Origin of the sequence: Nonomuraea sp. NPDC050643, from assembly GCF_040654715.1 — a bacterium.
In the GTDB taxonomy this organism is placed as follows: domain Bacteria; phylum Actinomycetota; class Actinomycetes; order Streptosporangiales; family Streptosporangiaceae; genus Nonomuraea.
On record NZ_JBFAIM010000046.1, the window covers coordinates 1 to 18081 of the forward strand.

The 18081-nt window shown below is 68.9% G+C and carries 22 protein-coding genes; 11 read left to right on the plus strand and 11 right to left on the minus strand.

From position 1 onward, the window contains the following. Positions 1 to 211 precede the first annotated feature (211 nt). Entirely contained in the window at positions 212 to 715 is a 504-nt protein-coding gene (locus AB0I15_RS42965) for a pentapeptide repeat-containing protein (protein ID WP_358109601.1), read from the plus strand. Between the two features lie 348 nt (positions 716 to 1063). Here AB0I15_RS42965 and AB0I15_RS42970 read toward each other — a convergent pair whose 3' ends face one another. The 5 genes from AB0I15_RS42970 to AB0I15_RS42990 form a co-directional block, all read right to left on the minus strand. Then, positions 1064 to 1381 carry a hypothetical protein gene (locus AB0I15_RS42970; RefSeq protein WP_358109604.1) on the minus strand — a complete coding sequence of 106 codons (318 nt, stop codon included), beginning with the start codon at positions 1379 to 1381 and terminating at the stop codon, positions 1064 to 1066. Between the two features lie 62 nt (positions 1382 to 1443). Next, positions 1444 to 1629 (minus strand): hypothetical protein, encoded by a 186-nt coding sequence (locus tag AB0I15_RS42975; protein ID WP_358109607.1) that lies wholly within the window; start codon positions 1627 to 1629, stop codon positions 1444 to 1446. Then, on the minus strand, positions 1598 to 2347 hold the full coding sequence (locus tag AB0I15_RS42980) for an IS3 family transposase (RefSeq protein WP_358109610.1): 750 nt from the start codon (positions 2345 to 2347) through the stop codon (positions 1598 to 1600). The genes AB0I15_RS42975 and AB0I15_RS42980 overlap by 32 nt, the downstream gene beginning before the upstream one ends. 5 nt (positions 2348 to 2352) lie before the next feature. Then, positions 2353 to 2724, minus strand: a complete 372-nt coding sequence (locus AB0I15_RS42985) for a transposase (RefSeq protein WP_358109613.1) — start codon at positions 2722 to 2724, stop codon at positions 2353 to 2355. 120 nt (positions 2725 to 2844) lie between these two features. After that, positions 2845 to 3570, minus strand: coding sequence for a DUF998 domain-containing protein (locus AB0I15_RS42990; protein WP_358109616.1), 726 nt, complete (start codon positions 3568 to 3570; stop codon positions 2845 to 2847). 147 nt (positions 3571 to 3717) lie between these two features. Here AB0I15_RS42990 and AB0I15_RS42995 point away from each other — a divergent pair, with 147 nt between their 5' ends. Both AB0I15_RS42995 and AB0I15_RS43000 read left to right on the plus strand, forming a co-directional pair. After that, positions 3718 to 4290, plus strand: a complete 573-nt coding sequence (locus tag AB0I15_RS42995; protein WP_358109619.1) for a transcriptional regulator — start codon at positions 3718 to 3720, stop codon at positions 4288 to 4290. After that, positions 4263 to 5456, plus strand: coding sequence for an FAD-dependent monooxygenase (locus AB0I15_RS43000; RefSeq protein WP_358109622.1), 1194 nt, complete (start codon positions 4263 to 4265; stop codon positions 5454 to 5456). The genes AB0I15_RS42995 and AB0I15_RS43000 overlap by 28 nt, the downstream gene beginning before the upstream one ends. 48 nt (positions 5457 to 5504) lie before the next feature. Here AB0I15_RS43000 and AB0I15_RS43005 read toward each other — a convergent pair whose 3' ends face one another. The 3 genes from AB0I15_RS43005 to AB0I15_RS43015 are packed head-to-tail and all read right to left on the minus strand — an operon-like array spanning position 5505 to position 9261. Then, a complete protein-coding gene (locus AB0I15_RS43005) occupies positions 5505 to 6656 on the minus strand; it encodes an FAD-dependent monooxygenase (protein ID WP_358109625.1) in 1152 nt (383 codons plus the stop codon). A gap of 29 nt (positions 6657 to 6685) precedes the next feature. After that, on the minus strand, positions 6686 to 7684 hold the full coding sequence (locus tag AB0I15_RS43010; protein ID WP_358109628.1) for an NAD-dependent epimerase/dehydratase family protein: 999 nt from the start codon (positions 7682 to 7684) through the stop codon (positions 6686 to 6688). Then, a complete protein-coding gene (locus AB0I15_RS43015) occupies positions 7681 to 9261 on the minus strand; it encodes a CocE/NonD family hydrolase (protein WP_358109631.1) in 1581 nt (526 codons plus the stop codon). The genes AB0I15_RS43010 and AB0I15_RS43015 overlap by 4 nt, the downstream gene beginning before the upstream one ends. 216 nt (positions 9262 to 9477) lie before the next feature. Between AB0I15_RS43015 and AB0I15_RS43020 the strand changes: the two genes are divergently transcribed. Next, the gene (locus AB0I15_RS43020; RefSeq protein ID WP_358109634.1) at positions 9478 to 9945 is read left to right on the plus strand and encodes a helix-turn-helix domain-containing protein; all 468 of its coding nucleotides are present in this window, start codon (positions 9478 to 9480) and stop codon (positions 9943 to 9945) included. Between the two features lie 355 nt (positions 9946 to 10300). Here the strand turns inward: AB0I15_RS43020 and AB0I15_RS43025 are convergent, their stop codons facing one another. After that, positions 10301 to 10594 carry an STAS domain-containing protein gene (locus AB0I15_RS43025; protein WP_358109636.1) on the minus strand — a complete coding sequence of 98 codons (294 nt, stop codon included), beginning with the start codon at positions 10592 to 10594 and terminating at the stop codon, positions 10301 to 10303. Positions 10595 to 10909: 315 nt separating this feature from the next. Then, entirely contained in the window at positions 10910 to 11488 is a 579-nt protein-coding gene (locus AB0I15_RS43030) for a hypothetical protein (RefSeq protein WP_358109639.1), read from the minus strand. A 76-nt stretch (positions 11489 to 11564) separates the two neighbouring features. Between AB0I15_RS43030 and AB0I15_RS43035 the strand changes: the two genes are divergently transcribed. The 4 genes from AB0I15_RS43035 (at position 11565) to AB0I15_RS43050 (ending at position 14252) form a co-directional block, all read left to right on the plus strand. Then, on the plus strand, positions 11565 to 12302 hold the full coding sequence (locus AB0I15_RS43035; RefSeq protein ID WP_358109641.1) for a TetR/AcrR family transcriptional regulator C-terminal domain-containing protein: 738 nt from the start codon (positions 11565 to 11567) through the stop codon (positions 12300 to 12302). A gap of 942 nt (positions 12303 to 13244) precedes the next feature. Further along, complete coding sequence (locus tag AB0I15_RS43040; RefSeq protein ID WP_358109644.1) at positions 13245 to 13571, plus strand: PadR family transcriptional regulator; 327 nt, start codon at positions 13245 to 13247, stop codon at positions 13569 to 13571. Next, complete coding sequence (locus AB0I15_RS43045) at positions 13568 to 13924, plus strand: DUF1048 domain-containing protein (protein WP_358109647.1); 357 nt, start codon at positions 13568 to 13570, stop codon at positions 13922 to 13924. Before AB0I15_RS43040 ends, AB0I15_RS43045 begins: the two co-directional genes overlap by 4 nt. Before the next feature lies 1 nt (position 13925). Continuing rightward, positions 13926 to 14252, plus strand: coding sequence for a DUF1048 domain-containing protein (locus AB0I15_RS43050; RefSeq protein ID WP_358109650.1), 327 nt, complete (start codon positions 13926 to 13928; stop codon positions 14250 to 14252). Between the two features lie 105 nt (positions 14253 to 14357). Here AB0I15_RS43050 and AB0I15_RS43055 read toward each other — a convergent pair whose 3' ends face one another. Next, on the minus strand, positions 14358 to 14888 hold the full coding sequence (locus tag AB0I15_RS43055) for a hypothetical protein (protein WP_358109653.1): 531 nt from the start codon (positions 14886 to 14888) through the stop codon (positions 14358 to 14360). Positions 14889 to 14999: 111 nt separating this feature from the next. Between AB0I15_RS43055 and AB0I15_RS43060 the strand changes: the two genes are divergently transcribed. The 3 genes from AB0I15_RS43060 to AB0I15_RS43070 all read left to right on the plus strand — a co-directional run bounded on the left by AB0I15_RS43060 (position 15000) and on the right by AB0I15_RS43070 (position 17705). Beyond that, entirely contained in the window at positions 15000 to 15776 is a 777-nt protein-coding gene (locus AB0I15_RS43060) for an alpha/beta hydrolase (RefSeq protein WP_358109656.1), read from the plus strand. Between the two features lie 148 nt (positions 15777 to 15924). Continuing rightward, positions 15925 to 17133, plus strand: coding sequence for a cytochrome P450 (locus AB0I15_RS43065; protein ID WP_358109659.1), 1209 nt, complete (start codon positions 15925 to 15927; stop codon positions 17131 to 17133). Between the two features lie 164 nt (positions 17134 to 17297). Beyond that, a complete protein-coding gene (locus AB0I15_RS43070) occupies positions 17298 to 17705 on the plus strand; it encodes a hypothetical protein (RefSeq protein WP_358109662.1) in 408 nt (135 codons plus the stop codon). The last annotated feature ends 376 nt before the right edge of the window (positions 17706 to 18081 follow it).

Here is an 18081-nt window from a genome sequence, read left to right on the forward strand (position 1 = left end):
CACCCACCATGATCAGGCGTCACCACCTACCCGAACACCGCCAAACAAACTCAGACAAGGGGCATGACCTGCGATTTCAGGATGGAATTAGCCCAAGGCTGTGGACCAACTCGGGTCATCCTCAGTCGAGGTGCGACTTGGCGGCATATACGCCCTAGAACGACTGGCCTTGGACTCGGAACGAGATCGAGAGACGATCAAGAACGTCCTCGTGGACCTTGTTCGCATCCGGGACTATTGCGCGATCGATCCGAGCTCCTGCGAAAAGATCAATTTCGAGAAGCCGAACACCCCACTAGCAGCCGATGTCCGGGCCGCCCTGCAAGTCGCCGCCCGATTGGGCGCCACGATAGGGCGCATCGCTCAACTTGGCGGTGTGAGTTTCCCCAACGCGGATCTACGTGCGGTCAGTCTGGTTGGCGCCTCCCTGATCGCCGCCGATTTCCGCGGTTCCAATCTCGCCTACAGCAACCTCACCAGGGCAGATCTGCATGGGGCCGACCTGAGTGGAGTCGACCTTACGGCTGCGTCGCTGAGCGCCGCCAACCTGGCCGGAGCCAGCCTGGTACGTGCACGTCTTCGAGACGCGAGCCTTGCCGACGCGATCCTTACCGGCGCCGACCTCAGCGGCGCGGATCTTCGCGGGGTTGCCGGAATGACCGCAGACCAGATACGCAAGGTTGCGATCACTGACCAGACAACTCTGTTCGACTGAGGCAATCGTCACAGCGATGCGGTACGCCGCCGGCGATGGCATAAGCATGAGAACCCACGAGTTCATCCTGAGAACCCTTCAGTTCGCCTGAACTCAGCCCTCGAGGAGTAATGGAACGATCAGTGGCGCCAGTGTGTGCAGTTTCCTGCACACCGGATGGCGGCGGGGTTGGGTCGGGTCAGGGCGCGGTGCTGGACTTGCGATCAGTCCGTTTCCCTGACCCGCCCGCCGAACCCGGCGTGCAGTAGGGTAGGCCGCCGACGAGGTGCCAGTTGACCTGGTCCTTTTCCGACGGCCCCCCTCCGAACCAGCCGTGCCCGCTTTCCGTAGCAGCTGGCTCTCCAGCGCTCATCGTGGTGTGCGTGTGGGACGTCCGGCGTGGATGTCCTCATGGCATACGCGGCAGACGACGAGGGTCTTGCGGCGGCGAGATGCCATGCGCGTGACCCAGTCGGGTTGGTGCTTCCGCCCCTTGGGGTTAAGGTCTTTGAGTGCCCGGATGTGGTGCACCTCGACCTGCTCCGTGGAACCGCATAATTCACAGACCTCGGCGGTGAGCCGTTGGATCAGCTCGGACCGGTGGCTGTTCCAGATGCGTGGCGGGTTGTCGTTGAGGGGCCGTGGGGTGATGTCCCGGGCCAGGCTGATGCCGCCCCAATGCGTCACCAGTGGCGGCCGTCCGCCGTCGCGGTCCAGGGTGTCAATCCCCTCAAAGTGTGGAGACGGTCCTATGCCACAGCGGTCCTCAGCAGGACCGTTGATGCTTGCCTCTTCTCGATCATGTGACGCTCGAATGTGACAGGTGGCAGCCCGTCGTTGGCACTGTGCCTGCGCTTGATGTTGTAAAAGTCCGCGATCCAGGTCGCGATCTTCAGGCGGGCCTCACCCCGGGTACGGAAGCGGTGCCGATGCACGAACTCGACCTTTAGGGTGCTGTTGAACGCCTCCGAGGCGGCGTTTGTCGAGCGCGCACCCGACCCGGCCCATCGACTGCACTACCCCATGCTTGCGGCATTCTGCCTGGTAACGGGCAGCTGTATATTCCGAGCCGCGATCGGAGTGGAAGATCACCCCGTCCACGTCACCACCACGCGTGACCACGGCCATCTGCAGCGATGCGACCGTCAGCGCCGCGTCATGGTGTTCGGACATGGCGTAGCCGAGTAGCCGGCGCGAGAACAGGTCCTCGACCGTGGCCAGGTACAACTTGCCCTCATCAGTGTCGATCTGCGTCACATCGCCGCACCACAGCACGTCCGGAGCGACCGCGTCGAACTTCCGGCGTACCAGATCCGGCGCGGCCGGCCGCTTGCCCTGCCGGGTCAGCGAACGCGGCTTCTTCGGCCTGCGGCCGGCCAAGCCGAGTTCGGCCATCCGCTTGGCCACAGTGTTCTCCGACAGCTTCCAGCCCTCGGCCTTCAGGTCCTGGGCGATGCGCGGCGACCCGTAGGTGCCGCCAGAGGCGGCAAAGTGCCGCTTGATCTCCTCATCCAGATGGGCGCGCCGCTCTTGACGAGCCGTTGGCCTGCGGTTCTTCCACTTGTAGAACCACGAGGACGATACGCCCAGCGCACGAAAGCAAATCTTGTGGGGAACACCAAACTCGGCCCTCTGGGACTCGATGAACTCCACCACGGTTATCGGTTCAGCGAGTCCTTGACCCATAGGACCACGGATCGTTTGAGGACATCACGCTCGTCCTCCAACTCCGCGCGCTCCTGCTCCCAAGCGGCCTTCTCTTTGGCGTGCTGCTGGACCAGCTCGGTCTTCTCCCGCCGCAGCCGCGCCAGCTCCTCCTGCTCCGACTCCTTCAGCTTGCCGCCTCCGTTTCCGTCCCGCCCGACCTGCCCCGTTGCGTGCCGGTCCATCTGCACCCAGTTGTACAGCGTGTACTCGTTGATACCCAGGTCCCGCGCGATGTGCGCGACGGGTTTGCCGGTCTCCTTGACGATACGCACCGCCCCAGCCCGGAACTCCGGATCAAAGCGCCGCCTCGTGGTTCCTGCCACGACCAAACCTCTCTTGGTTCGGTCTCCACGTTACGAGGGGAAGCTCAGAGCACACTTCCCTCACCACCGTGTGCGGGCGGCGACGGCGAGGCCAGGCGCGCGCGACAGGTGTGACCGTGGTCATCTGCGAGCGTCGGTGTCGTGCGCCGCCGGAGAAGGGGCGCTCGTGAGGCGGCCGCCGGCGTGGCGGCGGAGCAGGTACACGCCCACCGCGATCAGCCAGCAGAATCCGGTCAACAGGGACAGGTGTTCGAGCAGGCCCGCGGGGGCCGGTCGCCAGATGCCTTGGGTGTCCAGGCGGTAGGCGATGCCGGCGGCGAAGGCGAAGACGATGATGAGCGTCCCGGACAGCCGGGAGTAGACGGCCCAGCGGCGGCTCGTCTGGCCCAGGCGGCCGGCCAGCACGTACGCGGCGGCGCTGAGTCCGGCGAACAGACCGAAGCCGGCCACCTGGTGGACGACGCCGGAGGCGGTGACGATGTGCGGCTGCCCAGGATTGGACTGGCCGGGCGGGTAGCCGAGCGCGGGATCGGTGGGCACCAGCCCGGCCACGACCAGTCCCGCCGCCGTGGCCGCGAGCAGGATAGGCCCCCAGGTCGCGCCGTGCCCGGATCGCAGGGCTCTCCGGACTCCGGCGGCGAAGGCGGCCAGCAGCAGCCCGCCGAGCACGAAGTTGATCGTCTGCAGCCAGGCGCGCTCGCCGGTGCCGAGCTGGCTGGCGCCGTGGTGCCACAGGCTGTAGCCGGGCCGGGTGGCGCCGTCGGCCCACAGCAGCACCGGCACCAGCACACCGGCGGCGATGCCGCTACCGAGCAGCGATAACGAACGAAGGGTGCGAGATGACATCGGGAAAGTCCTCCTGTGTCTCCGCGACGGATCGTCGCGGGCCGACCAGACTTCCCGGCTCTCCCACAGCACGCCCCGGCCGGGGCGTATCCTGATACAGCGACTTTAGCTCATACTGAAACAACTGCAAGAGGAGGGTGATCCGGCGTGACCGAGCAGGAGCCGTTGCTGGAGTGGGTGGAGCGGGTGGCCATGTATCTGGCCCGCGACGGGGTGCCGCCGATCGCCGGGCGGGTGCTGGGCTGGCTGATGGTGTGCGATCCGCCGGAGCAGTCGGCGGGGCAGATCAGCGAGGCGATCGGGGCCAGCCGCGCCTCGCTGACCTCCAACCTGCGGCTGCTGACCGGCATGGGGTTTCTGACCTGGCGCACGAGGCCGGGCGAGCGGACGCTCTACTACCGGATGGCCGAGGACGCCTGGGCGGTGGTGGCCCGCCAGCAGATCGCCGGCATCACCTCCTTCCTCGACATCACCCGCGACGGCCTGGCCCTGGTCGGCCCGGAGGATGGGAGGGCCGCGCGGATCCGCCAGGCGCACGCCACCTTCGAATGGATGGCAGGCGTGTTCAAGGGCGCGCCGCCCCTGCACCCCGACCCCGCCAACCCCGCCAACGCAGGCCCCGCAGGCGACCACACTGGCGACGAGCCCGCCGGCGATCTTGATAATGAGGAGACACCACCGGAACGGCGATCGTGGTCGGCGGCGGCATCGGCGGACTGATCACCGCCGTGGCCCTGCACCGGATCGGCTGGCAGGCCATCGTGCTGGAGCGGGCGACTGAACTCGGCGAGATCGGCGCCGGCATGTCCCAGGCCCCGAACGCCATGCGCGCGCTGGCCGAGCTCGGCGTGGGCGAGCAGGCGCGCGCGGCCGGGGTGCCCACCTATTCGGCCGGCAACCTGCGCCTGCCGGACGGCCGCTACCTGCAGCGCGCCCGCCCCGGCGACCCGACGCCCCTGCTCGCCTTTCACCGTGCGGACCTGCACCGGGTGCTGCTGGAGGCGGTGCCCGCCGGATGGGTGCGCACCGGCGCGGAGGTCACCGGCATCCAGCACGACGCCGGCGCGGTGACGGTGACGTGGAGCGGCGGTGAGGTCGGCGCCGACCTGCTGATCGGCGCGGACGGCATCCGCAGCACGGTGCGCCGGCTGCTGTGGCCGGACGCGCCGCCGCCGCGTTTCCTGGGCCGCACCGCCTGGCGCGGCATCGCCGACACCGAAGCCGGCACCGGCACCGGCGCCTTTGCGGACGCCGACGGGCTGTCCGGCAGCGTCACCATGGGCTCCGGCGGCTACTTCCTGATTCATCCGATCAGCCGCGGCCGCGCCTACTGGGCCTACGTCACCACCGCCGAGAAGGCCGGCGTCCGCTACCCGAAGGAGAAGAGTGAGGCGGCCCGCCGCCTCGCCTCCTGGCACGAGCCGATCCCAGCGCTGATCGAAGCCACCCCGGAGCAGGCGGTGATCCACATCGACATCTGCGACCTGGACCCGCTGCCCACCTACGTCCACGGCCGGGTGGCGCTGCTCGGCGACGCCGCGCACGCGATGAGTCCTGATCGCGGTCAGGGCGCCGGGCAGTCCCTCGAGGACGCGGTCGTGCTCGTCGCCGCTCTCACCGCCGAACCCGGGGAGCCCGCCGGGGCGTTCACGGTCGAGGCGGCGCTGCGCCGCTACGACGCCGAGCGCCGCCCGCGTACCCAGGCCACCGCCCGGGGCGCCCGCGCCGACGGCCGCCGCACCACGTCGGCGGCCTCCTACCGGGCACTAGTGACCATGATCCGGCTGATGCCCGCACCACTGTGGCGCAAGGGCATCACCGCCGACGGCAACGCCACCTGGCGATGGCAGCCGCCGCACCTGCCGTCGCCTGCCGACCGCCACTGAGCCGAGGCCCGACCTCTGCGGCATCCGCCGGGCGGCGGTTCAGGCGATTCAGCCCTTGATGAAGCGTCGGGTCATGTACCGGCGCACCGGCGGCAGTGCGGCCAGGCGCAGCGGCAGCTGGGTCAGCCACAGCAGCAGCGGGTTGGCGGGGGCGTAGACGCCTTTGACCCGGCGGCCGAGTTTCTGCTTCGCCTCCACCTCCGGCCGTAGCACCGTCTCCCAGGCGGCCAGGGCGGCGCCGAGGTCGCCGGGGTGGCGTTCCAGCTCGGTGCCGAGCCGGTCGGCGCCGCCGACGGCCAGGGCGGAGCCGTAGCCGGCGAACAGGGTGACGCACCAGGCTGCGTCGCCGAGCAGCACCACGCGGCCGCGGCTCCAGGTGGGGGCCACGACCTGGCTGATGGTGTCGAAGTAGACCGAGTCGGTCCTCGCCATGCCCGCCAGGACCTCGGGGATGATCCAGCCGAGGTCGCCGTAGACCTGGGGCAGCACCGTGGCGGGGTCGTCAGCGCGGGTGCCGGTGCCGGCTTCGGTACGGTAGCCGAAGAAGGCGACCGTGCGGCCGTCGCCGACGCTGATGACCGCGACCGTGCGGCCGCGCGAGGACAGGGTGCCGGTGGTGCCGGGCGCGATCGCGTCCGGGCGCTGGTCGAGCATGTAGACGGCGACCATGTGCTCCAGGTCGAGCAGGTAGTCCTCCTCAGGCCCGAAGACCAGGGCGCGGGTGGCCGAGTGCAGGCCGTCGGCACCGATCAGCAGGTCGGCGTGCTCCACGGCGCCGTCGCTGAGGGTGACGTGCACGGCGCGGGTGTCCTGGTCGACGGCGGTGATGGTGGTGCCGAAACGGATCTCGGCGCTGTCGCGCACCTGCTCGTACAGGACGGTCTCGATGTCGCCGCGCAGGATGTTCATCGAGCGGGGGCCCATGGTCGCGGCGATGATCTCGCCGGTGAGGGTGAAGCGCCGCTGGCCGCCTGGCTTGTGGTAGACGAGCTCTTCGGTGATGAAGGCCCGCTGCTGGAGGTCGGGCAGGATGCCCATGCGTTCGGCGGCGTCGTAGCCGAGGCCGCCGAAGGTGACGCCGTAGCCGCCGCTGCGGCGGGTGGGGGCGCGTTCGATGATGAGGCTGTCCCAGCCGATCTGGGACAGCCGCAGGGCGGCGGCCAGGCCGGCGATGCCGGCTCCGATGATGATGGCGCGCATAGAAGTTCCTTGCTGAAGCCGGTAGGGGGTTAGAGCTGGTCGAGGACGCGCCGTTCGGCGACGGGGTCGAGCCAGGTGCCGGGTGAGGGGGCGTCCGGGCGCGGGGCGGGGTCGCCTTCGGCCTGCAGCCAGGCCCAGGTGTCGGCGAGCGTGCCGCGCAGCGGCCGGGTGGTCAGCCCGGCGGCGAAGGCGGCATGTACGTCTGCGTCGTTCATTCCGGTCGGCGCCGGGTCGTGCGGGAAGCGCAGCCCGAACTCCATGCCCAGCCACACGCCCTCACGGCGCAGCAGTTCCTCGCTCACCCACACCAGCTCGGCGTCGAAGCCGGTCACCTCCAGCGCCGTCTGGAGCAATTGCCCAATCGTGGCCGCGCCGGGGCGGCCGGTCACCGTGTAGGCGCCGCCGAGCCGGCGTTCGGCGCACTGCAGCATCCAGACGGCCATGTCGCGGACGTCGATGTACTGCACCACCGCGTCCGCCGGGCCGGGAGCCAGCACTCGGCCGCCTTTCTCCAGGCGGCGCAGCCACCACGGGATGCGCCCGACGTCCTCATACGGTCCCAGGATCATCCCGGCCCTGGCCAGCAGCGCCCGCTCGCCGAAAGACTCGATGACGGCCAGCTCACCACCGCGCTTGGCGGCGGCGTAGTCGGCGTCATCGGCGCTGCCGGGGTCGCCGTCCACGAGCGGCGCGCTCTCGTCCGCGCCCGCCGGCCACGGCCAGCGGTGCACACCGCGGCTGGAGACGTAGCCATAGTGCCCAGTGCGGCCGGCCAGCAGGCGGGCGCTGTCACGGACGACGCGTGGCGCCCAGGCCCAGGTGTCGATGACGGCGTCCCACTCCTTTCCGGCGAGCGCGGCGGTGAACGCCGCGGTGTCGGTGCGGTCAGCGACGAGCGCCCGGACGCCGGGAGCGGGTGGGCGGCTGAGGCCGCGGTTGAGCGTGCTCACCTCGTCCCCGCGCTCCAGCGCCGTTTCGACGAGGGCGCGGCCCACGTGGTGGGTGCCGCCGAGAACGAGCAGTTTCATGACACTCCTGGAATGAGGGGCAGCCAGAGGGCTGACGGGTGTTCCGGGTCGTGGAAGATCTCGTGCTCTGACGCGCGCAGCTCACGCCCAGTGGCCAGGGGTTGGCCGGTGCCCGGGTTACGGTCGTAGCGGGGGTGAGCGCCGCTGGAGACCTGCAGCCGGATCCGGTGGCCGTGGACGAAGCGGTGGGCCAGCGGCCACAGCTCGATGTCGACCGCGCGGATACCGTCGGCGCGGATGTCGCCGGGCTGGTCCAACCGGACGATGCCGTCGCACAGGTTGAGCGAGCGGCCACGCGGGCTCACCTCACACAGGCGGGCGAAGTAGTCGACGTCGGGAAGGGAGGATCGGGCGTGCAGGCGGACCCGTACCGGGCCGATCACCTCGACGTCCTCGATCAAGGGCGCGGTGGTGAAGGTGAGCACGTCCGCTCTGGCTTCGATGGCGCGGTTGTCCTTCGGGCCCGCGGATCTGCTCACCGCCGTCCCGCCCACTGTGGGGGTCGGGTCTTCGGGGTCGTAGCGGTATCGGCTGGGGCCCGCCTCACGTTCGGGTTCCGCACGGCTCAGCCGCCCGCCCGGGTGCAGATACCAGCTGGTGGGCTGGTGTGCGGGCGGCCAGGCGGGCAGGTCGCGCCAACGGTTGGCGCCGGTGACGAACGCCCGCACCCCGGTGGTGGGTGCGGCGTCGCCGTTCATGGTCGCGTCCAGGGCGGCCAGCGCGGCCTGCATGCCCTCGCGGGTGTACAGTCCGCGGCCGTGTCCCCACGGTCCGATCAGCAGTCGCACCTCGCGCCCGGCGGCCAGCAGGCGCGCGTGGTCGGCCAGCATGCTGGGCAGGAAGAAGTCGTACCAGCCGCCCTGCAGGTGCACCCGGGGCGGCATCCGCCCGGTGTTGGCGCGGTGGTCCATGCGCTCCCAGTACGCCTGGCCGGGGCCGTTGCCGATCCACTCCTGAAACCAGCTCACCCGGTGCCCGGTGAGCGCCCGATCGGCCTGCTCCAGCGGAAGGGTGAGGGTGGCGCGGCGCAGCCTGCGGCCGGCGGTGAAGGTGGCCAGCATCTGCCGGGGCAGGGAGAAGTCGCCGCTGAACATGGTGTCCACGAGCTGGACCCAGCCCAGCGCGTTGCCCAGCGCGAACGCGCCGCCCGGGTACATGAAGTGCTCGGCGAAGGCCGACGGCGCGTCCTGGATCAGCGCGATCTTCCACTCCGGGACGTGCCGGGCGGCCAGCTCCCACTGGACGAAGCCCAGGTAGCTGGCTCCCCAGGTGGCCAGCACACCGCCGAACCACGGCTGGGCGCGCAGCCAGCTCAGCGTGCCGTCGGCGTCGGCGGGGTCGATGGTGAAGCCGTCGAAGCGGCCGCCGGAGCCGGCCGTGCCGCGCAGGCTCTGATACAGCACCTGGTAGCCGCGCTCGGCCAGCAGCTTCGGCAGCTGATCGAGCGCGTTGCCCCGGCCGTAGGGGCTGCGCAGCAGCACCAGCGGCGGCCGGTCCACGTCGGCCGGGTAGTAGTGAGTAGCCAGCAGGGGCGCTCCGTCGGCGGCCGGGATCTCGACGTCGCGCCGTATACGCACCGGGTGCCGGATGGCGGGACGTACGCCGAACAGGCGGCTGAGCAAGGTCATCGGGGTCATCTCCTCGTCGGCACGTGAGGAACTCACGTCGCCGACCAGGCTTCCCGGCACACCATCGCATCTCCGGAACGGAGCCGATGTAAGCAATATAGCGAATCTTCAGAAGTTTCTGAACACTTCTGAGGTTCGCTATCCTGATCGCCTAGGAGGTGGCGGGTGAACGACACAGACGAGCAGTGGCAGGCGGCCGAACGGCTGGCCCTGACCCTGACCGAGGGCGGACTGCAGCGCATGGCCGCCCGGACGCTGGCGGTGTTCTTGTTCACCGACGCCGAGACGGTCACCATGGGCGAGATCGCCGACCGGCTCGGCGTCAGCGCCGGCTCGGTCTCCGGCTCGGTCAAATCCCTGCTGTCGGTCGGCCTGATCGAACGCCTGCCCGCCCCCGGCAGCCGCCGCGAGCACTACCGCCTCCGCGACGACGCCTGGGCCACCCTGTTCACCAGCCAGAACACCGTCGTCCGACTCATGCTCGCCGCCGCCGAGACCGGCATCGACACCACCACGGCCAGCGACCCCGCCCATCGACGGCTGACGCAGATGCGCGACTTCTACCAATTTATGCTCAAAGAGATCCCCACCCTGCTGCAGCGCTGGCAAGAACGACAGCAGCCACTCCGTTGATCAGGCATCCCTCGCCCTGGCGTGGTGCTGCCGGCCTGGACAGGTGACCGCGGTGTTGCGCGCTCGGTGGTGCGCTGGGCCGGGCTGGAGACGCTGCGCCGGTATTGGCCCGGCTGCCAGGACGGGTTCGCCGCGTTGTGCCGCCTGACCGGCCTGGCCAGCCCCGGCGCGATCCCCTGACGACGACAGCGGGACGGCCGTCAACGCGGCCACAGGCCATGATGCGGTGCAGAGCCGACCGAGGTGTGTCAGTAACGGCCAGGACCGAGCAAGCCCGCAGGCAGCATGGCCGCGCCACGACCACTGACCGCCCGGCGGTCAACGCGCCGACGGCCAGGCATCGATGGTGAAGGCCTCATCCGGCTGGGTGATGGTGAGGACCCGCGGCAACGGGCCATGCCACGTGGCTGAGATGAAGGGCGGCACCCGCGCTGCCGGTGCGACGTTGCGCTTGCAGAAGCACCCGCAGCCCGCAGGAGTCGCAGAACCTCAGGTCGGCCATATCGATTTCGATCGCGTTGGGCCGTCCGACCAGCACCGCCTCGATCGCCTCGTGCAGCACCTCCGTGGAGGTAATGTCCAGGGCGCCGGTCAGCTGGACGATCGCCCGGGCATGATCGAAACGGATATCTACCGTGAGAACAGTCATGTTCAACGGCTCCAAATCGCGGCGAAGTTAAAGGCATACCTGCACACAAAGGTCATGCGCCGACACGAACGCCGCTACGCCCCATTTACGGGCGCCGTGTGGTGTGTAGGGCGCGCTGCCCGAATGGGCAAGATCCGCCTGCCGCCCGTCCACGCCGACTTGGGCCAGATCCTTACCGCCTGGCTGGAAGCGCGCGGGCTGGTTGGGTGCTCCGGCGGATGATACGGCGACCCCCTTATACGTCGAGGGCGCTGCGCTCGGGACGTCGCACATGGCCAAGTAGGTCAAGGTGCGCCTGATCGTCGGGTGATCTTGCTAGGACTTACGGAAATGCGCTCTCGCCGAGGGGAGCGCGAGCAGGATGACTACGAGGGCCGAGCCCACAGTGGTCAAGGCGAGCTTGGCGATGTTCACGGAGGACAGCCAGCCAGGCATGACGTCCGTGGCTGCGCCGACCAGGGCCTGCACGTCGATGCGCGTCAGCATGGAGTCGCCTGAGTCCTTGAAGGAGGACGTCAGGAGTTGGGTGGTGAAAAGCTGTCCTGGGATGATGACGGCCCCCATGGCGAACAGGATGGGCTGGAAGATCCAGGACAGGATTCGGCCCGCCCTCTTGCCTGCCAGGTTGAGCGACGCCAGGGCGACCAGGATCAGGACGAGCACGATGGCCAGCGTCTCGCTGCCCGCGAAGGTGATGCCGTGCTGGGCCAGGACAGTGGCCGGCAGCCCCTGCCGCGTAACCTCTGTCTCTGCTGCTGCCTGAGCCTCTGCCCCGTACACGAGCACGACGAAGGTACCGAGCAGAAAGGGAACGACGGTCAGCAGTTGCAGCGTCGCGGCGAGGGCGACGCTGGACGGGCGGCGCGTGGCGGAGTCGGGAACATGGGTAATCACGGCTTCTCCTCGCATCGATTTTGAACTAAGTGCAATCATGCGTAGTAGTTGAACAAAGTGCAAGTGGAGTCGAACGTTGTGCAAGCCGCTCGGTATCCTGCGGTTCATGCCGCGTAACACGCTGACCCAGGAGCAGATCGTCCGGGCCGCCGTCGAGGTGCTGGACGCCGAAGGCGTGAACGGCCTGAACCTGCGACGGCTTGGAGCTCAGCTCGGCTCAGCGGCCACGGCGATGTACCACCACGTGAAGAGCAAGGACAAGCTGGTAGTCCTCGCCGCCGATCACGTCTTCGGTGAGATCGAGCTGCCGGACCTGGGCGCAGTCGGCTGGCGGGAGGCGGCGGCAACGCTCGCCCGTGGCGCCCACGCGATGATCGTCCGGCACTTCTGGCTGATACCGGCCATGAGCACGCATCTCATCTACGGCCCCTGCAAGGCTCGCTACGACGAGCACTGCCTGGCCGTCTACGAAGACGCCGGCTTCGCCGGTCAGGACGCCGACCAGGCCGCGGCCATGGTCTTGATGTTCGTCATCGGCGCTGCCCAGGGCGAGGCCGCCGAGTCAGCCTGGCGGGCAGGGCTACGCCGCGCGGGTGCGGACGAGGAGCAGCAACTGCGTGAGACCATCGCGCACATCACCGAGATCGCCCAGCAGTTTCCCCGGCTGCGCGCCCGCACCATGCCCTCGCTGGAGGCCACCACCGCACAGCCAGCCGAACCCACCTTCGAATTCGGCCTGAGCACTCTTCTCGACGGGCTGGAGGCACGACTCACTGCCGGCCGGCGCTCCTGCCAACGCTCCGGAAAGCCGTAGCATGACGCCCCCACACGCGAGAACCCGTGTCAGTTTCCGAAGTCGTCTGCACGAATGCGCGAAGTGGTCTGCACGCTAGCTGGCAGCCATACGCCGCCCTTGACCTTGACCGGCAGGGGTGCCGGACATCGCGCGCAAGCTGGTCGTTCCCACCGGCAAGACCAAGGGGCGGCACCCTTCCGTCACCAGCGTGATGACATGTGGCTTGGGCCGGGACCGGCGGGCGCTGGCAGGCTCAGGACCTGGATGCGGCCACGGCCGTAAAGGTCGATCAGTGCGTGGCGGCGGTGGACGCGTTCGCGGCGAGCAACGCGATCATCTTGGCGGCCGATGAGGTGGCCGCGGGCACGATCGAGGAGACGCCGGCCACGTCGGACCTGGAACTGGGCGTGGAGGCCTTGGCGGGGCGCTGTCACGGCGGGCGAACCCGTTCCCGGATACGACCGCCCGTCGGTGGAGGGGGCAGTTGCTCGTCGGCCACCGAGACAGGAGAGGCGGCGCAGGCGGAGCGACGCGTCGGACAGCGTCGGCTCGCGCTCCCAGTCGCGCCCGCCTGCTGCGTCGTCGAGCTGGCGCTCGGTGAGCATCCACAGCCTGGTCGGGCCCGGCGTGCTTGCCGATCATCGTGGCGACGCCGTCGGGCAGCCACGTCGCGGCGGCGGGTGAGCGCCGGCAACTGCACCAGTGAGGCCACCAGGTCGCGCCGCGCTCCGGCGTGAGCGGCCTCCCACATTTGGACCAGGTCGGGATCGTCGGCGGGTCGCGGACGACGCGCCGTCCAGGTCGAGGTCCAGGTCGCCGTCGCCGTCGGCGCGGCTGGAGGCGTTCGAATCGCTTCCGTGGATTGTGTTCGCCGCTTGCTGGACATTGGTTCACTACCTTGTGCTACTTTATAGCTGTACTCGGTGCTACCGAGTACCGGGAGATCGAAGAGGACCCACGATGGACGACCTGACGGAGATGCTGAAGGGCACGCTTGAGGGCTGCGTGCTGGAAATCATCGGCAGCGAGGAGACCTACGGGTACGCCATCACGCGTCGGCTGAACGAACTGGGCTTCGCCGACGTCGTCGAGGGGACGGTCTACACCATCTTGCTGCGGCTGGAGAAGAACGGGCTCGTCCAGGTGACGAGACGACCGTCCGGGCAGGGCCCGCCGCGCAAGTTCTATGCGCTCAACGACGCGGGCCGCGAAGAACTCGCGATGTTCTGGGCGAAATGGGAGTACATCACTTCACGGATCGACAAGCTCAAGGAGGGCGGGAGATGAACTTCTGGGAGACCATTACCGGCAGCGATCTCACCAGGGAATGGAAGGCGTTCGAAGCCCGGGCCGAGGCATTGCCGGCCGGCTACCGGGCGGCGTGGGAACAGATCAAGGGCCATCTTTCTCTCCGCGCGGACTTCACCGGTCGAAACCTGATGCCGATTCTCGACAACGCTCTGGGGCTGCTCGAAGAGACGGCGGCCGATGGGCGGAGCATTCATGAGGTGCTGGGTGACGACATCGGGGGCTTCTGCGCGGCGCTGGCCGGCGGAGAAGGGGCTCGAAGCTATCGCGACCGGTGGCGCGAGCAGTTGAACAGGAACGTCGCAAGGAAATTGGATCGGATGGGAGGCTGACGTGGGAATCCAGGACATCATCGAGGGCAAGAAGCAGTGGCGGGCGCACATGGCGCGCATCAAGGCGCTCCCGCCGGACTACCAGATCGTCTACAAGGAGATGCAGAGGTACTTCTTCAAGGTCGGACCGGTCGACTTGGTTGACGGGTCCCTGCTGCCAGGGATCGTCGATTTCTTCGAGGAGGGCGTCGCGGCCGGCAAGGGAGTCCTGGAACTCATCGGTACCGACGTCGCGGCCTTCGCCGACGGCCTGGTCAAGGACTCGCGCACCTTCGCGGACGTCTATCAGGAGTCCATCAGCGGGCAGCCCGGCACGGCCGAGAAGTAACACCCGTCGACCCGGCCTCATACCGCTTGATCAGCGCCGGCGCCCGCATCATCGGCGCACGCACGGTGTGGGCCGACCCGAACTCCAGCACCTCGATGATCTGAATCAAGCCCCTGCGGTGGTGGTTGGCGGAGGAGGCATTGAACGCGCGCTGCTGGTGCTGCCGGCACGAAGATCTCTTGGCCTCTTCTCGTGTGGCAGCGTCTTGTAGCCGCCGGGCGCCGCGGGATAGATGACGTCCTTGACCGTCTCGGTCGGTGCCTCGGCCCGTTCGTCGGCGCGGCCCGTCGATATCTGCCACCCGGCAGCGGAGAGTTCCGCGTCCGCGCAATCGGCGCTTTGCGGGGCCATCGATGAACTGCGGCGGATACCCGAATGGGCGAGGCCACCGGCGACCTGCCGGGTGAACTCGCCCAGCGGCGACATCGTCGTCGAGCGTGCGCACGGCGCGCTCACCGCGAAGACCGCCTCGGGCACCATCCAGGAGAGGTGTTCCTCCACGCCTGCGCCGGAAGCCGCGAGGGCACCGCCGGCCAGGCGCGACGCGAACGCCATGCGAATGCCATGGGCCGGCAGCGTGCGCAACGAGCTGGGCGCCGCCGACGGCCCGGTCGAGATGCGCGCACGCACCAACACCGGTGACATGGTGCTCCCGGTCTCTGCCCGGCGGACTCCGACCACTCCGGCGAACCCACAAGACAACGAAGACAGAGACGAGGAATCATGACCAGTACGAAGTGGACCGGCATGCTGCCGGTGGACGATACGGCGTTGGCCGTCACCGACACCGGCGGTCCCGGCATTCCCGTGCTCTACCTCAATGGCCATACCGCCACGCAGGGGTACTGGCGGCACGTCATCGCCGACCTGGGGGCGGGGTGGCGGCACATCACCTACGACATGCGGGCGCGCGGCAAGTCGAAGCGTTCGGCGGACTATTCCTTCGAGACGAACGTCCGCGATGTCGATACCGTTCTGGTGGCCAGGGCTGTGGAGCGGGCGCTGGTGGTGGGCTGGTCCTATGGGGCGTTCGTCGCGGCGCACTGGGCCAGTCGCAATCCCGCCCGTACCGTGGGTGCGATCCTGGTCGAAGGCGCGCAGCCCTACGACTGGCTGACCGAGGCGATCGAGCAGCGGATCCGCAAGCTGTTCCGGCGGATGAGTCCGCTTCTGCCGCTGCTGCGCCCGACGGGCCTGACCCCGCGGATGAGCGCCGAACAGATCGCCGACAGCAACATCGAGCTCGGCCGGATCGCCCGCGTGCGAGAGCTGGGCCCCGTGCTGGACAACATCACCGTCCCGGCCCGGTACGTGGTCGCGTCAGGGTCGTCCCTCGGAAGCAAGGGTGATGAGCAGGAACGCCTGCGGGCCGCCCTCCCTCAGGTGGTCAAGCGCAACCCGAACATCAAGATCAGCGCGAAGGTGCCCAGCAACCACGGCAACATCCTGAGAAAGGACTTCCGTGCCGTCGCCGACGCGGTCCGCGAGGTCGCCGCCCTCGACCACCGGGGGAACCCTCGCTGAAGACCGGCGATCGAAGACTGACGATCGCTCAGGCGGCGGCCTTCGCCGGAGGAGGGACACACCCTCCCGGCCGGGTGACGGTCATTCCCCCATACAACGCAGCTTGGGAACTGCAGCGAACACGTACTCACGCGAGATAAGGAAGGTCATGACCGACTCTCTCCACACCCTCACCACGTATCCGATCGCGCGTCAGCCGGGCTGTCCCTTCGACCCGCCGGCTGAGCTGATCGAGGCTCGAGAGCACGGCCCGATCAGCCGCTTGCCCTTCGCCGACGGGCATCAGGGCTGGATGGTCACCGGCTTCGATCTGGTCCGGTCGGTGCTGGCCGATGCGCGGTTCAGCTCGCGTAAAGAGCTCATGCGCCATCATCCGCTGATCGACTTCGGCGACATCGAGGTGCCGCCGGCGCCGCCGGGCGAGTTCCTGCTCATGGACGCCCCGCAGCACGGCCGCTACCGCAAGCCGCTGGTGGGCAGATTCACCGTGCGGCGGATGCGGCTGCTCACCGAGCGGGTCGAGCAGGTCACCGCCGAGCACCTGGACGCGATGGAGCAGGCCGGGCCGCCGGCCGAGCTGGTGACCGCATTCGCCAAACCCATCCCCGCCATCATGATCTGCGAGCTGCTCGGCGTGCCGTACGAGGATCGGGGCCGCTTCCAGGACCAGATCGACACCTTCCTCGACAGAGAGAGCAACGAGGAGGACCTCATCGCGGCCTACACCGCCACCCAGACCTACCTGGCCGAACTGGTGGCGGCCAAACGCGCGAACCCCACCGACGACCTGCTCAGCGACCTGACCGACAGCGACCTGAGCGACGAGGAGCTGAGGGGGATGAGCCTGATCCTGCTGGCGGCCGGCCTCGACACCACCGCCAACATGCTCGCCCTGGGCACCTTCGCCCTGCTGCAGAACCCCGAGCAACTGGCCGCGCTGCGCGCCGACCCCACCCTCACCGAACCGGCCGTGGAGGAGCTGATGCGCTACCTGAGCGTCGCCAAGACCTTCTACCGAACGGCGCTGGAGGACGTCGAGCTGGGCGGCCACACCATCAAGGCCGGCACCATGGTGTTCCTGTCCTACAACACCGCCAACCGCGACCCCGAGCGCTTCACCGACCCCCACCTGCTCGACATCCAGCGCCAGGACGGTGGGCATCTGGCCTTCGGCCACGGCGCCCACCAGTGCCTGGGCCAGCAACTGGCCCGCGTCGAGATGCGCGTCGCCCTCCCCGCCCTGCTCAACCGCTTCCCCACGCTACGACTGGCCGTACCCGCCGAACAAGTCGCCCTGCGCCCCGAGACAGCCGACATCTACGGCGTCAAGAGCCTGCCGGTCACCTGGGACGCCTGAGCGCGAACCCATGACGGGCGCGGTCGCCTCCCGCCGCCGTGCCCGCCTGCGGCCCGTTTCCGCCCGTCTTCCCGGTGGCGCCCGAACAAGGGCCTCTCGGTTGCTGAAGCCGTCATCCGTCCGTTCACCTGCATGTCCTAACCGATCCAAAGGAGCACATCATCATGTCCATCACCCTGTCCCACCAGGACAAGATCACCCTGCACACCGCCGCTCACGGCGCCGTCTCGCTGATGGTCGCCGCTGATGCCACCGGCAGGCCTCACCGGGCCGCCACCGACGGCTCCATCGCCCTGGGCTCCGCGACCGGCCTGGTCGGGCACGTGCTCGCCGAAAAGATCAAGGACATCAACCTGGACGGCAAGTCCGTAGCCGAACTCGCCGACCACGTGCTGCCGGCCCTGACGGCGGCCATGAGCCTGCTCAAGCAGCAGGCTCCGGCAGAGGCCGCCAACTTCCGCAGCACGGTCATCGTCGCCATCGAAGCAGCCGCCCGCACCCACCAGGCCCAGCCCCGCCCCACCGTGACCGACATGATCCGCAAGATCACCGCAGCCCTCGACGCCGCCTGACGACAAGCCACACCGCCCAGCCACACCGGGGGCCGTATCCGGCGGCTTCGGCCTCGATGGTCTCGCCAACGCCACCGCTGACAGCATCGTGAGTTGCCCGGCCACCTGCCCGCGCCCCGCGCCAAGCCGCCCGCGCCAGCACCATCGGCCCGCACCATCGACCCTCACCACGACGAGCTTGCCGCCGCCCGTCGGCGCACTTGCCGCCACCTGCGCGTGCTCCGCCGACCGCCGACCGCCGCCGATCCCGCTGAGTCGGCGAGCAGGCCCGCACTGACAAGCACAACACACCCTCCTTGGCGCCCGCGCGATCTTGTGATGGCGCGCCGCAGCGACGCCAAAGGGCGTCATTGCCAGCAGGAGTCCACTCAGGAAA

Bases quoted from the DNA above. Each gene is read 5' to 3' on its own strand.
- AB0I15_RS43045 (WP_358109647.1), top strand. From the start codon at position 13,568: ATGAACTTCTGGGAGACCATTACCGGCAGCGATCTCACCAGGGAATGG.
- AB0I15_RS43040 (WP_358109644.1), top strand. From the start codon at position 13,245: ATGGACGACCTGACGGAGATGCTGAAGGGCACGCTTGAGGGCTGCGTG.
- AB0I15_RS43010 (WP_358109628.1), bottom strand. From the start codon at position 7,684: ATGAAACTGCTCGTTCTCGGCGGCACCCACCACGTGGGCCGCGCCCTC.
- AB0I15_RS43060 (WP_358109656.1), top strand. From the start codon at position 15,000: ATGCTGCCGGTGGACGATACGGCGTTGGCCGTCACCGACACCGGCGGT.
- AB0I15_RS43070 (WP_358109662.1), top strand. From the start codon at position 17,298: ATGTCCATCACCCTGTCCCACCAGGACAAGATCACCCTGCACACCGCC.
- AB0I15_RS42990 (WP_358109616.1), bottom strand. From the start codon at position 3,570: ATGTCATCTCGCACCCTTCGTTCGTTATCGCTGCTCGGTAGCGGCATC.
- AB0I15_RS43065 (WP_358109659.1), top strand. From the start codon at position 15,925: ATGACCGACTCTCTCCACACCCTCACCACGTATCCGATCGCGCGTCAG.
- AB0I15_RS43005 (WP_358109625.1), bottom strand. From the start codon at position 6,656: ATGCGCGCCATCATCATCGGAGCCGGCATCGCCGGCCTGGCCGCCGCC.
- AB0I15_RS43025 (WP_358109636.1), bottom strand. From the start codon at position 10,594: ATGACTGTTCTCACGGTAGATATCCGTTTCGATCATGCCCGGGCGATC.